The organism is Rhizobium sp. IY2, assembly GCF_047532935.1.
Taxonomy (GTDB): domain Bacteria; phylum Pseudomonadota; class Alphaproteobacteria; order Rhizobiales; family Rhizobiaceae; genus Rhizobium; species Rhizobium anhuiense.
Genome location: NZ_JBLKNU010000010.1, coordinates 71,656 through 86,134 on the forward strand (window position 1 = coordinate 71,656; position 14,479 = coordinate 86,134).

Sequence of the window (14,479 nt, forward strand, 5' to 3'; positions counted from 1 at the left end):
CCTTCCTTTGTCGAGTAAATCGGGCGGGAACTTCGGTTCTCGCCCGTATCGTTTGGGGCGTTCGATAAAAATGCGCTACGTCCGTCAAAACGGTTTGCATCGCGGAACGAGGGGACTATCAAAGGTGGACAACGGTTTGGGAGGACTGAATGACGAGTTCGAGAAAAGGTCATGACGGCAGGCGGATCGCCTTTCTCGGCACCGGCCTGATGGGGGCGCCCATGGCTCGTCGGCTGCTTGCCGGAGGCTTTGCCGTCATCGTCTGGAATCGCGATTCCAGCAAGGCCGAGGCGCTTGCGGAAGACGGCGCGGTTTGCGTGAAAACACCTGCGGATGCCGTTTCCGGCGCCGACGTCGTCATCACCATGCTGACCAATGCCGGGGCGGTGGAGGACGTGTTGTTCGACCGGGGCGCGGCCGATGCGATGGCGCCGGGCACCGCCGTCATCGACATGAGTTCGATTGCCCCGCATTTCGCCCGCGATCATTCGGCGAGGCTTGCCGAACTCGGCATCCAGCATGTCGATGCGCCGGTATCCGGCGGTGTCGTCGGGGCGGAAGCCGGTACGCTCGCGATCATGGCGGGCGGCGACAAGGATGTGATCGATGGGCTTGCGGATGTCTTTGCGCCGATGGGGCGGGTAACCCGCGTCGGTCCGAGCGGGGCGGGCCAGCTCGCCAAGCTCGCCAACCAGCAGATCGTTGCCGTGACGATCGGCGCCGTCGCCGAAGCGATGTTGCTGATCGAGGCGGGCGGCGGCTCGCCGGCGGCCTTCCGAGACGCCATTCGCGGCGGCTTTGCCGAGAGCCGAATCCTGGAACTCCATGGCAAGCGCATGGTCGAGCGGCAGTTTACTCCAGGCGGTTCGTCCAGCAACCAGCTGAAGGACCTGAACGCCGCCATGGAGACGGCCAAGACCCTGTCGCTGACGCTGCCGCTGACGGCGGCGGTGCATGCCGAATTCAGCGAATTCGTCGCCAACGGCAATGGCGAAAAGGATCACAGCGGCCTGCTTCTCCATCTCGAAGAGAAGAATGGCCGGCCGGGAGGAAAGCAGTGACGGACAGCCATTCGCCGCAGCGACGCCTGCGCTCGCAGGATTGGTTCGACAATCCCGATCATATCGACATGGCGGCGCTCTATCTCGAGCGTTTCATGAATTACGGCATCACGCCGGAAGAGCTGCGCTCCGGCAAGCCGATCATCGGGATTGCCCAGAGCGGCAGCGACCTCACGCCTTGCAACAGGGTGCATGTCGAACTTGCCAAACGCGTGCGCGACGGCATCCGCGATGCCGGTGGCATTCCAATCGAGTTTCCGACGCATCCGATCTTCGAGAATTGCAAGCGCCCGACGGCCGCACTCGACCGCAACCTCGCCTATCTCGGTCTCGTCGAGATCCTCTACGGCTATCCGCTCGACGGCGTTGTGCTGACCACCGGCTGCGACAAGACCACGCCTTCGGCGATCATGGCGGCTTCGACGGTCGATATTCCGGCGATCGTGCTCTCCGGCGGCCCGATGCTCGACGGTTGGCATGAAGGGGAACTGGCCGGCTCCGGCACGGTGATCTGGCGGATGCGGCGAAAATATGCGGCAGGCGAGATCGACCGGGAAGAATTCCTGCAGGCCGCACTCGATTCGGCTCCCTCCGTTGGCCATTGCAATACGATGGGCACCGCTTCGACGATGAATGCATTGGCCGAGGCGCTCGGTCTTTCGCTGACAGGCTGCGGCGCCATTCCGGCCGCCTACCGTGAGCGCGGCCAGATGGCCTACCGCACCGGGCGGCGCGCCGTCGAGATCGTGTTCGAGGATCTGAAGCCGTCGGACATCCTGACGCGCGAGGCTTTCCTCAATGCGATCCGCACCAATTCGGCGATCGGCGGCTCGACCAACGCGCAGCCGCATCTGGCTGCGATGGCCAAGCACGCCGGCGTCGAACTCCATCCGGACGACTGGCAGGTGCACGGCTTCGATATCCCGCTGCTGGCCAATGTCCAGCCGGCCGGCGTCTATCTTGGCGAGCGCTATCATCGCGCCGGCGGCACGCCGGCGATCATGTGGGAACTGCTGCAAGTGGGGAAACTCGATGGTAACTGTCGCACGGTGACCGGCAGGACGATGGCCGAGAACCTGGAGGGCAGGCAAGCGCGCGACCGCGAAGTCATCAAGCCATTCGCCGAGCCGCTGAAGGAGCGGGCGGGCTTCCTCGTTCTCAAGGGCAATCTCTTCGATTTCGCCATCATGAAGATGAGCGTCGTCTCAGAGGATTTCCGCCGGCGCTATCTTCAGGAACCCGGGCACGAAGGCGTCTTTGAGGGCAGGGCGGTGGTCTTCGACGGTTCCGAGGACTATCACAAGCGCATCAATGAACTCGAACTCGGCATCGACGAGAATACCATCCTCGTCATCCGCGGCGCCGGGCCGATCGGCTGGCCGGGTTCGGCTGAGGTCGTCAACATGCAGCCACCGGATCACCTCCTAAAGCGTGGTATCCGCAGCCTGCCGACGATCGGCGACGGTCGCCAATCGGGCACGGCGGACAGTCCCTCGATCCTCAACGCCTCGCCGGAAAGTGCGGCCGGCGGCGGCCTCGCCTGGCTTCGTAGCGGCGACATCATCCGCATCGACTTCAACGAGGGGCGCTGCGACATGCTGGTCGATGACGCCGAGATCGAACGGCGCAAGGGTGAGGGTATTCCGCCGGTACCGGCGGATGCGACGCCGTGGCAGCAGATCTACCGTCGAACGGTCACGCAATTGTCGGACGGCGCGGTGCTGGAGGGGGCGACGGAATTCCGCCGGATCGCGAAAAACCCGCCGCGGCACAACCATTGATCTCGAGATACGGTAGACTGCAAGTTCCTTGATCCAAAAGGGGAAAGTCGTAACGAACAGTTCACCTAGTCACGAGTTCGATCATCAAGACAAGGCTTCATTAATGCCGGCCTGAGACCATATTGCAGTTATGCAAGCTTCTAAGGCTAGACCGCGTTGCCAGAAAATAAACCCACACGATCCGAACAAGAGTTTCAGGATCTTCTGCGCCGGCTCGAACTCGCTCTCGATGCATCGCGGATCGGTGTCTGGGAGCACAGTATCGCGAAGAACGGGATCTTATGGGACGCGCAGATGCACCGGCTCTACGAGACCGGCGAGTCGTTCCGGGAGGTGCCGGCATGGCTCTGGTCGAATGCCATCCATCCCGACGATCGCGAGCACGCCGAACGCGACTTCGACCACGCGATTGCGACACGGGGCGCCTATAATTCGCAATTCCGGATCGTGCTGCCGAGCGGCGAAATCCGCCATCTGCGCTCGCGCGCGCATTTCTACGTGGATGCGGAGGGGTCGCCTTCCTTCATCGGCGCCGAATGGGATGTGACTGCCGACGTACAGCTCAACGCGGAGCTGGCGCGGCAGAAGCTGGTGGCCGAGGCGAGAGCGCTGGCGCTCGAGGAAAGCAATGCGCGCATCGAGCATGTCGCCGATCACGATTATCTCACCGGCTTGTCGAACCGGCGCCTTCTCGACAAGCGGCTCGCGGAGCTGCCGGCCGACAAGAGCATCACGACGCTCGCGGTCCTGCATCTCGACCTCGACCAATTCAAGCAGATCAACGACAGCCACGGTCATGCGGCCGGCGACGCCGTGCTCAGGACGGCAGCCCTTCGCATTACCGCTGCCATTCCCGCGAATGGCATGGTCGCCCGCGTCGGCGGCGATGAATTCGTCATCGTGCTGGTGAATTTCACCGATCTCACGGAACTGAAGCTGATCACCGAGGACCTCCAGCGCCGATTGCGCAAGAAGATCCGCTTCGGTCAGGAGATGCTGCAATCCGGCGCCTCGATCGGCGTTTCCTGGAGCGGCGATCGGCGAGCGCGCAACCTGCTGGCCGAATCCGACCTGGCGCTCTACCAGGCCAAGAAGCTCGGGCGCAATCGCGTCGAATTCTTCACGCGGCAACTGCAGGAGGATCTGCGCGCCAAGCGCCGGCTAGCCGAAGAGCTGAAGCTCGGGCTGGAGCGCGGCGAGATCGTTCCCTATTATCAGGTGCAGCTCGACGCCAGGACACGGGAGGTCATCGGCTTCGAGGCGCTGGCGCGCTGGAAACATCCGGAAAAGGGTGTGCTCGCCCCGGGGATATTCCTGAAGATTGCCGATGAGCACGGACTTGCGGCGGAGATCGACGCGGCGATCCTCAAAAACGTTCTCCAAGACCGGCTGTTCTGGCTGTTGCGCGGCTTTGCGGTTCCGCGCATCGCCGTCAATATCTCGGCGTCGCGCCTTGCCGATCCGGCATTGCTCAACAAGCTGAGGAAACTCGACATCCCGCCCGGTGTGATCGTTTTCGAACTGGTCGAAACGATTTTCCTCGACGACAGCGACGAAAAACTGCTCGAGCATATCGGCGATATCAAACAGATGGGCATCGACATCGAGATCGATGATTTCGGATCGGGCCATGCCTCGCTCATCGGTCTCGTCAAGCTGCGGCCGAAGCGGCTGAAGATCGACCGGCAGCTCGTCACCGAGGTCGTCAGCTCCGCCGAGCAGCGGCGGGTGGTGGGGTCGATCGTGGAAATCGCCAAGGCGCTCGATGTCGAGGTGATCGCCGAGGGCATCGAGACCGAAGCGCATGCCGTCGTGCTGGCGCAGCTCGGCTGCGACGGCCTGCAGGGTTATGCCTTCGGTTATCCCGCCCCAGCCGCAGAGACAGACCGTCTTTTCGCATCGACGGCGAGCGGCATCGAAAAGCAGAAGACCGCGACGGGCGGTTGAACGGCCGGTGATCCTTTTTGCCGGCTGGCGAAAATGATTTCGGCCGGAATGCTCTCCTCGCCTTTCGGATCAGGCAGGCGATATCCTGTCGGCGCGGCGTTTTATTTGCCGCGGCAGGAAGATAAATGGGACACAAGTAATTTGCTTGAGCTTGCAACCGCATTGTTTCATGGTAAGGCGGAAACGAAGCTTTCTGCATTGCATCGAAAAATGATTATACGCGTCGTCAACACCATGAGCGCGGTTCTCCATCATTGACAGATGCAATCGGGGCGCCTGGGGCCTGACAATTGCTTTGCCGTTGCCGGGATGGACTTGCGGGACATTCAATCTGGGAAGGTCGCATGAATTCGGAATTTGCCGTTCGTTCGATGCGGCCCGGCGAACTGGAACTCGTACTCGAATGGGCGCGTCAGGAGGGCTGGAACCCGGGCCTCGATGATTCGCTTGCATTTCTCGAGGCCGATCCGTCGGGATTTTTCGTCGGCTCCATCGGTGAAGTCCCCGTCGGATCGATCTCGGTCGTCAAGTATGGCGAGAGTTTTGCCTTCCTGGGCCTCTACATCGTCCATCCCGATTTCCGCGGCAAGGGTTACGGCAAGGCGATCTGGGAGGCGGGCATCGCCAGCGCGGGAGACCGGACGATCGGTCTCGACGGCGTTGCCGCACAACAGGACAATTACCGCAAGGCGGGCTTCGAGCCTGCCTCCTCCACCATTCGCTACGGCGGTGTCGCCACCTCCTTGCCGGTTTCGACGCTGGTCGCGCAGCCGGTGCTCGATTCGCGTCTCGAAGGCCTGCAGCGGTATGATTCGGCGATCTTTCCGCAGCCGCGCGATGCCTTTCTTGCCGCCTGGTGCACCGGCCGCAAGGGCCGTCGCTCGGCGGTGGTGCGTAAGAGCGGCAAGATCCGCGGTTACGGCACGATCCGCCGCTGCTACGAGGGCTACAAGATCGGCCCGCTCTTTGCCAACGATGCCGACAGCGCCGCGGCGCTGCTTGCCGAATTGATCCCCGAGGCGAAGGGGGCTGCGATCTTCATCGACATTCCGGCGGAGAACCACGAGGCGGTCGCGCTTGCCGAAGGCCTCGGCCTTCAACCGGTGTTCGAGACGACGCGCATGTATCGCGGGCCGGCGCCGGCCATCCCGCTGAAACACGTCTTCGGTGTGACGACGCTGGAGCTTGGTTAGGGCCTAATCCAGAGGTGAGGCGGTTACGGTCGGAGCCGAGGCTTTCGGCCGGCCCTTTTCGGCGATTGCGATGCCGCCCAAAGTCAGTACCAGCGCGATGACATGGAAGGACTGCAGCGTCTCGCCGATCAGAGCTACGGAGAGCAGCGTCCCGAATACCGGCACGAGATTGATGAACAGCCCGGCCCGGTTGGCGCCGATGGCTACGACACCCTTGATATAGAGGATCTGCGCCACCAGCGAGGGGAAGATCGCCGTATAGAGCGTGATGACCCAACCGGCCTGGTCCGGCCACTGTGCGGCGCCGCGTTCGGCCTCCCAGATGAGCAGCGGCAGCGAGGTCAGCATGGCGCCAAGCGCCGGGACCGCCATCAGCGTTCGCCAGTCGAGTGGCGGCTTCCAGCGCAGAAAGATCGTGTAGACCGAATAGGCGGCAATGGCGATCAGCATCAGTCCGTCGCCGCGGTTAAGGCTCAATTGCAGCAGCGTTGTGAGGTCGCCATGGGCGGCGGTCAGAGCAACGCCGATCAGCGTCATGCCGAAGCCGAGACATTGCGCCAGCGAGATGCCGGTGCGGAAGAACATGAAATTCAGCAGGAAGATCAGCATCGGGATGCCGGCCTGCTCGATGGCGACGTTGATCGCCGTCGTATATTGCACGGCCGAATAAAGCATCGCGTTGAAAAGCGTGTAGCCGATGACGCCGTAGAACAGCAGCAGCGGTAGGTTCTTCCTGACCACCGGCCAGTCCTTGCGCAGTTGCGGCACCGAAATGGCGACGATCACCGCCACGGCGAGGAACCAGCGCAGGAAGGTCAGCATCATCGGGCTGACATGCCCGAGCGCGAGTTTGCCGGCGACGGAATTGCCGCCCCAGCAGAGGGTGGCGATAACGAGGCAGATATAGGCCGTGGCTTGCAAGAGCGTTCTTCCCGTCTTTCTGCGGTCGTCGTCCGGCGTTTTGTGACGGGCAATAGCCTGCCGGCTGCTGATTTGTCACGTAAAAAGCCCAATCTACTGTGACAACAGGGTCGCTTTCCAAAAAACAAAGCTTTATAGATGCGCGGGTTTGAGCAGGTGCGCGGTTCAGCGCCGGTAACAGGAAGAGTTGGATGACGAACGTAGTCGTGGTCGGTTCGCAATGGGGTGACGAAGGCAAGGGCAAGATTGTCGACTGGCTTTCGGAGCGTGCGGATATCGTTGTGCGCTATCAGGGCGGACACAATGCCGGCCATACGCTCGTCATCGACGGCACGAGCTATAAGCTTTCGCTCTTGCCGTCCGGCGTCGTGCGCCCGGGCAAGATGGCGGTAATCGGCAACGGCGTCGTCGTCGATCCGCATGCGCTGATCGCCGAGATCGGCCGGCTGGAGGCGCAGGGCGTGACGGTTACGCCTGACAACCTGCGCATCGCAGACAATGCGACACTCATTCTTTCCCTGCACCGCGAGCTCGACGCGATGCGCGAGGATGCTGCGTCGAACAGCGGCACCAAGATCGGCACGACACGCCGCGGCATCGGTCCGGCCTATGAAGACAAGGTCGGCCGCCGCGCCATCCGCGTCATGGATCTTGCAGATCTCGAAAGCCTTTCCGGCAAGGTCGACCGTATTCTGACGCACCACAATGCGCTTCGCCGCGGCCTCGGCGTCGCCGAAGTCAGCCATGAAGCGATCATGGAAGAGCTGACTTCGATCGCCGATCGGGTGCTGCCGTTCCGTGACACCGTCTGGCTCTTCCTCGACAAGGAGCGCCGCAAGGGCTCCCGCATCCTCTTCGAAGGTGCACAGGGCAGCCTGCTCGATATCGACCACGGCACCTATCCCTTCGTGACGTCGTCGAACACCGTGGCCGGTCAGGCCGCGGCCGGTTCCGGCATGGGTCCCGGCTCGCTCGGCTATATCCTCGGCATCACCAAGGCCTATACGACACGCGTCGGCGAAGGCCCGTTCCCGACCGAGCTGAAGGACGCGATCGGCGAGTTCCTGGGCGAAAAAGGTCATGAGTTCGGCGTGGTGACCGGACGCAAGCGGCGCTGCGGCTGGTTCGACGCCGCGCTGGTGCGCCAATCGATCGCCACCAACGGCATCACCGGCATCGCGCTCACCAAGCTCGACGTGCTCGATGGCCTCGAGGAATTGAAGATCTGCGTCGGCTATATGCTCGACGGCGAACAGATTGATCATCTTCCCGCAAGCCAGGGAGCGCAAGCTAGGGTCGAACCGATCTACATCACGCTGGAAGGGTGGAAGGAATCGACCGTCGGCGCCCGCAGTTGGGCGGACCTGCCGGCACAGGCGATCAAGTATGTTCGCCAGGTCGAAGAGCTGATCGGGGCGCCTGTCGCGCTCCTTTCCACCAGCCCGGAGCGGGATGACACGATACTTGTGACCGATCCGTTTGAGGATTAAGCTCACGGGTCACTGTGGAGGATGGTTCGGTAGGGTACCGGACTTCTTGAGAAAGTACTGATGGCGGATTTTATTGCAGTTATTCGGCGGGCCGTCGACGGCTTGGCTGAAAATACCCCCGAAATGCGGGTGAAGGTCTACGAACGTGCCCGCGGCGCAGTGCAGCGGCAGCTCGAGAACATGAAGCCGCGTCCGCCGGAAGCCATGCTGCAACGCCAGCTCGAAAAGCTCGAGGCCGCCATCCGCGAAGTGGAAGGCGAACACTCCGAGGCGCTGCCGCTCGACGAGCCTGTTGCCGCCGCCACCGCGCTGGACTCCGCAGAAGAACAAGCGCTTCACGACGAAAGCGAACCGGCGCCTGTGCCGGAGACTGATGTCGAGGAGCCGGTTGACGAAGCCTATGCCGAGCCGCAAGCGGCCGAGGCCGCCGACGAGCCCGGTCACGTGGAAGCTGCTGCCTCGCCCGAGGAAGCTGAGGAAGAGGTCGCTGCCGAGGAACCCCTTTCCGCGGAAGCATCCGTTCCCGCGGAAACTCCTGTTCCCGCGGAAGCTCCTGCTTCCGCCGAGACATACTGGCATCCCTCGCATGAGGAGGAAGCGCCGGCCGAGGAATGGCATGCCAGCGAGGCGCGCGACGTCGCTGCCGAGGATGTGCCGGCCGAATATGACGGCTGGGAGCCGCCCGTCGGGGATCACGACGAACAGGCCGGCGACTATCATGCGGACGAGCAGCATCCTGCGGAAGCCGAAGAGGTTGCGGCGGAACCGGTGGCGGTGGAAGCCGACGAGCCGGAAGTCGAGGAGGCTTACGAGCCCGCCGAGCCGCTTCAGCCGGTCACGCGCGGCATAGATCACGCATCGAACCGGCTGGTTGAGCCGGTCGCCGATTTCGATCGCCCGCAGGAGTTCGTCGAGCACAGCCGCGAGGAGCCACTGCAGGCCGACGCCGTGGCGCATTTCGATCCCGTCTGGGCCGAGCCCGCCGCCGAGACGCCGGCTCCGGCGCCCAAGGATGCGGAGACCGAATGGGCGGAAGAGGAACTCAGGCAATATTCGCAGACGGCGCCGATCACCGCGGATGCTTCGGCGCGCGCCTTCGAGGAGGTGATATCGAGCCTCGAAAATGCGGCCCCCGCCGCCGTCATGCCGGCTGCCAAGGAAAGTTTCTCCTGGGAGACGGCCGCTTTCGACGATCTGCCGCCGATCGAGGCCGGCAGCAATAAGAAGACGCCGGTCGCTTCGCATTTCGACGATGTCGATATCTTCGCAGAAGTGCACAACGGCAAGCCGGCGCCTGCCAGCGCCGCGCCGAGCGAGGACTGGCGCGAGGCGAAGGCGCTGCGCGGCTACGACCGTCGCGGTTCGGTCGCCGCTGACGACGATGACTCCAATCCGGCCATGGATATCGATCAGATTGTTGCGTCCAAGCTGCAGGGCAAGAATTTCCGGATGGAGCCGAAGCGCCGTCGCTTCGGCCTCGGCACCGTGATCACGCTCCTCTTCGCCCTCATCCTGATCGGTGGCGGCGCCTATGCCGGCTGGATGAACAGAGAGGCGCTGGTGGCGATGGTCGACGGGCTTGTCAGTTCGGCACCGTCGCAGGCGACCCGGAACGAGGCGGCAACACCGCCGGCTGGCTCCGCGACGCCTGCCCAGCCTGAGCCAGCGACGCCTGCTCAGCCGACCACGCCAGGAGCGCAGAATACGCCAGTGGCACCGGCGCAGCCGAACCCGAACCCGCAGGTGGCGTCAATGAACAATGACGGCGCCGCGGCCAATTCGAAATTCACTCAGCGGCTGCTGACCGATGGGACAGAGGTCGACAGCGGACCGGCCACGGTGCCGGGAACGCCGACGGCAGAAGGAAAATCGGTCGCCGAGCAGAACGTCGCGGCAGCCGATACGCCGGCTGCCAGCGCACAGGGCGATGCGGCACCCGCCGAAACGCTGACGCCGAACGGTCCGGCGGCATCGCCGCAGCAGACCGCGCCCGTTGGTTCGTCGCAAAAGATGTTCCTCTATGAGGAGCGCATCGGCCAGAGCTCGCCGACGGCAATCGAGGGATCGGTCGTCTGGAGTGTGCAGCACGAGGCCGGTCAGGGCGGACGGCAGGAGGCGACGGTGCAGGGCAATGTCAGCGTGCCCGAGCGCAATCTCTCGGCTCTCATCACCTTCAAGCGCAATTCCGATCCGTCGCTGCCGGCAAGCCATCTCGTCGAGGTGGTCTTCTCGGTGCCGCCGAATTTCGAAGGCGGCAGCATCGACAGCGTCCAGCGCATCTCGATGAAGCGCACTGAGCAGGACCGTGGTGACGCGCTGATTGCGGTTCCGGCCAAAATCACCGACGATTTCCACATGATCGCGCTCAACGACTATCCCGATGCGCGCAAGGCCAATCTCGACCTGATGGCGACCCGTAGTTGGATCGATATGCCGATCACCTATCGCAACGGCCGCCGCGCGCTGCTGACGATGGAAAAGGGCGACACCGGAACGAACGCCTTCAACACCGCGATCAAGGAATGGACCGCCCTCGGGGATGTGTCGACGAGCCAGTGATGGTTTTTTCCGCAATGCCAACTTTATCGGACTTTGGCGGCTGACGAGGCTGCGAAAAGCGAATGAAACAGAAAAGGCGGGCCGCAAGGACCCGCCTTTTTCAATTCTATCACGCGGCAGGTTTATGCCGTGGCTTCGACGACGCGGACGGCCTTGGCGCGTTCCAGCGCTTCCTTGCGGACCGCATCCTGCACCTTTTCGAAGGCGCGGACCTCGATCTGGCGGACGCGTTCGCGGCTGATGTCGAATTCGGTCGAAAGGTCCTCCAGGGTCACGGGATCCTCAGCGAGGCGGCGAGCCTCGAAGATGCGGCGTTCGCGCTCGTTCAGCACGCTCATCGCTTTCGCCAGCATGCGCCGGCGGGTGTCGAGCTCATCCTGTTCGATCAGCACGTCTTCCTGGCTGTCATGGTCGTCCACCAGCCAATCCTGCCATTGGCCGCTATCACCTTCGGCTGCCTTGATCGGCGCGTTCAGCGAAGCGTCGCCGGAAAGGCGGCGGTTCATCGAAATGACCTCCTCCTCCGAGACGTTCAGCTTGGTGGCGATTTCCGAGACGTGCTCCGGCTTCAGGTCGCCGTCGTCGATCGCCTGGATGCGGCCTTTCAGCCGACGCAGGTTGAAAAACAGGCGCTTCTGGTTGGCGGTCGTGCCCATCTTTACCAGCGACCACGAGCGCAGGATATATTCCTGGATCGAGGCCTTGATCCACCACATGGCGTAGGTGGCGAGGCGGAAGCCGCGCTCGGCATCGAACTTCTTGACGGCCTGCATCAGGCCGACATTGCCCTCGGAGACGACTTCGCCGATCGGCAGGCCGTAGCCGCGATAACCCATCGCGATCTTCGCGACGAGGCGAAGATGGCTGGTGACCAGCTTGTGGGCGGCGTCGCGATCGCCATGCTCGGCATAACGCTTGGCGAGCATGTATTCCTGCTGCGGCTCGAGCATCGGGAATTTGCGGATTTCGTCGAGGTAACGATTGAGACCGGCTTCGCCGGCGGTAATGGACGGCAAGGTATTTCGGGCCATAGTGCACCCTCCTAAAGTGAATTCCGGCTCCCGATGGAAACGCGTTCTCGCGTTAAAAAAGGCAAACCGGGACGTGCGGCTCTACTGTGAGCCCGCACTAAATCCATATACAGATAAGTGTGGCGAAACGGCGGTTCAAGGGTGCCGCTCACGCAGGTGTGAGTTGGAAGAGGGGTCTCTATCGCCGCAGTGCCTCGACCAATTCCACCATATCATCCGGCAGCGGCACTTCGAAATGCATGATTTCGCCGGTGCGGGGATGCTCGAACTGCAGCATGAAGGCATGCAGCGCCTGGCGGTCGAAACCGTTGACGACCTTACGGATCTCTTCGGGCAGAAGATTGACCTTGGTCTTGAAGCCTGCGCCGTAAACCGTGTCGCCGAGCAGCGGATGGCCGATATGGGCCATGTGGACACGGATCTGGTGGGTGCGCCCGGTTTCGAGGTGGCACTCGACCAGCGAGGCGAACGCGGTGGCGTCCGGCTTTTCGTGGAAGCGTTCGACCACCGTGTAGTGCGTGATCGCCTCGTCGGCGTCATGACTGTCGGGGCGCTTGACGGCGCGGCGCGTGCGATCGCCGGTGGCGCGGCCGAGCGGCGCGTCGACGGTGCCCGTCAGCGAGCGCGGCCGGCCCCAGACGACTGCCTGGTAGGCCCGCTCCAGCGGCATGGTGCGGCCGTGGTCGGCAAATTGAAGCGAGAGGTGGCGATGGGCGATGTCGTTCTTGGCGACGACCATGACCCCTGTCGTGTCCTTGTCGAGACGGTGGACGATGCCGGGGCGGCGCACGCCGCCGATGCCGGAGAGCGTATCGCCGCAATGGTGGATCAGTGCGTTGACCAGCGTTCCTGTCCAATTGCCGGGACCGGGATGGACGACGAGACCGGAAGGCTTGGAGATGACGATGACGTCGTCGTCCTCATGGAGGATAACGAGCGGGATGTCCTCGCCCTGCGGCGTCGGGTCTTCCGGCTCGGGCAGCGTGATCTCGAAACTATCGCCGGTGCGCACCTTGCGCTGCGGGTCGGTGACGGGTTCTCCGCGCAGAAAAACCTGGCCGTCCTTGATCAGCGCCTTGATGCGGCTGCGTGAAAATTCCTCGCCAACCTGCGCCGTCAGCCAGGCGTCGAGCCGGCCTTGGGCGGTTTCATCGGCAGTCAGGACTTTTCTATTGCCGGCTGCTTGTTTAAAGGGGTCGCTCAAGACGCTTCTTCTCCGACGTATTTTTTTAGAACGGGACGCACAGATGACAGCAATCGAGCCAGACGACCAGGAAGAGAAGCCCCTTGATCCGGCGATGGAAAGTGTCCGGCGCAAGATGGTCCGCCTGCAGATCGTTTCCGGCGCCATCATGTTCGTGAGCCTTATGGCGGTCTTCGGTGCCGTTGTCTACAAGACGATGCGCGACGATCCGAAGGAGACGGCAGCAACCGTTGCCGCCTCCGGCGTGCCCTCGGATGCGCCGCTTGCCGCGACCGTTTCTCTGCCGCTCGGCTTCAAGGTGCAGTCGACCTCGTTGTCTGCCGGGCAGATCCTGTTTTACGGCGAAACCGTCGAGGGCAAGAACAAGGCCCTGGTCTTCGACCTCAGGACCGGCCGTACCGTCGCCGACGTCACCGTCGCGGGCAATTGAGGTCGGCATGGCCGCCGTCCCGATCGCCATCGACAGCGCCGACGATCCGCGCCTCGCCGAATTCCGCGACATAAGAGAGCGCGACCTGACGGGTCGCGAGAACCGCTTCATCGCCGAGGGCACCGTCGTGCTGCGCATGCTTGCCGAGGCGCATGCGGGAGACCGCGGCTTTTTCGCCGAAAAGATTCTGCTGCTGCGCAATCGCGTCGAGGGCGTGCTGCCCATCCTGGAGCGGTTTCCGGCCGATGTGCCAGTCTATGTCGCCGAGGCCGATGTGCTTAACGGCGTCGTTGGCTTCCATCTGCATCGCGGCGTTCTCGCGCTCGGCCGGCGGGAGGATGGCGGAGAGGGTGCCCTTCTCGCGGCGCTGCCGGAACGGGCGCTGGTGCTGGTCGGCTGCGGCATTTCCAATCACGACAATGCCGGCTCGATGTTCCGCAATGCGGCCGCCTTCCGGGCGGATGCGGTGCTGCTCGACGAAACTTCCTGTGATCCGCTTTACCGCAAGGCGTTGCGTGTTTCGGTCGGTTCGGTGCTGAGCGTTCCGCATCGGCGCGGCGGCAAGGCGCTGGATGTGCTCCTGGCGCTTGCCGAACGGGGCTTTGCCATCTGGACGCTTTCGCCGCACGGCAAGACCGATATACGCGCCATTCCGGCTTCAGCGCGCATGGCGCTGGTCGTCGGCACGGAAGGGGAGGGCTTGCCCGAGGCGCTGCTTGCGCGCTTCCAGAGCGCCCGCATTCCACAGTCGGAGGACCTCGACAGCCTCAACGCCGCGACGGCGACGGGGATCGCGCTGTTTTCCATGGCTTCCGCAATGGCGCGGATCTAACCGGGGTTATCTGCCAGATCGGCATGTTGG

General features: G+C 63.2%; 10 protein-coding genes and 1 pseudogene. 8 read left to right on the plus strand and 3 right to left on the minus strand.

The features are described from left to right. The first annotated feature begins 149 nt into the window (after positions 1-149). From ACMUVN_RS25535 to ACMUVN_RS25550, 4 genes and pseudogenes are all read left to right on the plus strand, one after another. Entirely contained in the window at positions 150-1,061 is a 912-nt protein-coding gene (locus ACMUVN_RS25535; protein WP_414815617.1) for an NAD(P)-dependent oxidoreductase, read from the plus strand. Next, positions 1,058-2,842 carry an IlvD/Edd family dehydratase gene (locus ACMUVN_RS25540; RefSeq protein WP_414815618.1) on the plus strand — a complete coding sequence of 595 codons (1,785 nt, stop codon included), beginning with the start codon at positions 1,058-1,060 and terminating at the stop codon, positions 2,840-2,842. The genes ACMUVN_RS25535 and ACMUVN_RS25540 overlap by 4 nt, the downstream gene beginning before the upstream one ends. Positions 2,843-2,972: 130 nt before the next feature. Then, positions 2,973-4,789 (plus strand): annotated as a pseudogene (locus tag ACMUVN_RS25545) (putative bifunctional diguanylate cyclase/phosphodiesterase). A 344-nt stretch (positions 4,790-5,133) separates the two neighbouring features. Next, entirely contained in the window at positions 5,134-5,982 is an 849-nt protein-coding gene (locus tag ACMUVN_RS25550; protein ID WP_063474384.1) for a GNAT family N-acetyltransferase, read from the plus strand. A 3-nt stretch (positions 5,983-5,985) separates the two neighbouring features. Here ACMUVN_RS25550 and ACMUVN_RS25555 read toward each other — a convergent pair whose 3' ends face one another. Further along, on the minus strand, positions 5,986-6,903 hold the full coding sequence (locus ACMUVN_RS25555) for a DMT family transporter (RefSeq protein WP_063474385.1): 918 nt from the start codon (positions 6,901-6,903) through the stop codon (positions 5,986-5,988). Positions 6,904-7,094: 191 nt separating this feature from the next. Here ACMUVN_RS25555 and ACMUVN_RS25560 point away from each other — a divergent pair, with 191 nt between their 5' ends. After that, positions 7,095-8,393 carry an adenylosuccinate synthase gene (locus tag ACMUVN_RS25560; RefSeq protein ID WP_047618643.1) on the plus strand — a complete coding sequence of 433 codons (1,299 nt, stop codon included), beginning with the start codon at positions 7,095-7,097 and terminating at the stop codon, positions 8,391-8,393. A gap of 60 nt (positions 8,394-8,453) precedes the next feature. Continuing rightward, positions 8,454-10,952: a hypothetical protein gene (locus tag ACMUVN_RS25565; protein ID WP_414815619.1), complete on the plus strand. Its 2,499-nt coding sequence runs from the start codon at positions 8,454-8,456 to the stop codon at positions 10,950-10,952. A 122-nt stretch (positions 10,953-11,074) separates the two neighbouring features. Here the strand turns inward: ACMUVN_RS25565 and rpoH are convergent, their stop codons facing one another. Both rpoH and ACMUVN_RS25575 read right to left on the minus strand, forming a co-directional pair. Further along, entirely contained in the window at positions 11,075-11,983 is a 909-nt protein-coding gene (rpoH, locus tag ACMUVN_RS25570) for an RNA polymerase sigma factor RpoH (protein WP_018243318.1), read from the minus strand. A gap of 178 nt (positions 11,984-12,161) precedes the next feature. After that, positions 12,162-13,187: an RluA family pseudouridine synthase gene (locus ACMUVN_RS25575; protein ID WP_097544912.1), complete on the minus strand. Its 1,026-nt coding sequence runs from the start codon at positions 13,185-13,187 to the stop codon at positions 12,162-12,164. Between the two features lie 43 nt (positions 13,188-13,230). Here ACMUVN_RS25575 and ACMUVN_RS25580 point away from each other — a divergent pair, with 43 nt between their 5' ends. Together ACMUVN_RS25580 and ACMUVN_RS25585 are read left to right on the plus strand one after the other, a co-directional pair. Continuing rightward, the gene (locus tag ACMUVN_RS25580; RefSeq protein ID WP_025554582.1) at positions 13,231-13,617 is read left to right on the plus strand and encodes a hypothetical protein; all 387 of its coding nucleotides are present in this window, start codon (positions 13,231-13,233) and stop codon (positions 13,615-13,617) included. Between the two features lie 7 nt (positions 13,618-13,624). Beyond that, entirely contained in the window at positions 13,625-14,449 is an 825-nt protein-coding gene (locus tag ACMUVN_RS25585) for a TrmH family RNA methyltransferase (RefSeq protein ID WP_025554580.1), read from the plus strand. Positions 14,450-14,479 lie beyond the last annotated feature (30 nt).

What these genes read in the sequence shown, in the direction of transcription:
- ACMUVN_RS25535 (WP_414815617.1), top strand. Translation starts at nt 150, where the DNA reads ATGACGAGTTCGAGAAAAGGTCATGACGGCAGGCGGATCGCCTTTCTC.
- ACMUVN_RS25550 (WP_063474384.1), top strand. Translation starts at nt 5,134, where the DNA reads ATGAATTCGGAATTTGCCGTTCGTTCGATGCGGCCCGGCGAACTGGAA.
- ACMUVN_RS25560 (WP_047618643.1), top strand. Translation starts at nt 7,095, where the DNA reads ATGACGAACGTAGTCGTGGTCGGTTCGCAATGGGGTGACGAAGGCAAG.
- ACMUVN_RS25565 (WP_414815619.1), top strand. Translation starts at nt 8,454, where the DNA reads ATGGCGGATTTTATTGCAGTTATTCGGCGGGCCGTCGACGGCTTGGCT.
- rpoH (WP_018243318.1), bottom strand. Translation starts at nt 11,983, where the DNA reads ATGGCCCGAAATACCTTGCCGTCCATTACCGCCGGCGAAGCCGGTCTC.
- ACMUVN_RS25580 (WP_025554582.1), top strand. Translation starts at nt 13,231, where the DNA reads ATGACAGCAATCGAGCCAGACGACCAGGAAGAGAAGCCCCTTGATCCG.
- ACMUVN_RS25585 (WP_025554580.1), top strand. Translation starts at nt 13,625, where the DNA reads ATGGCCGCCGTCCCGATCGCCATCGACAGCGCCGACGATCCGCGCCTC.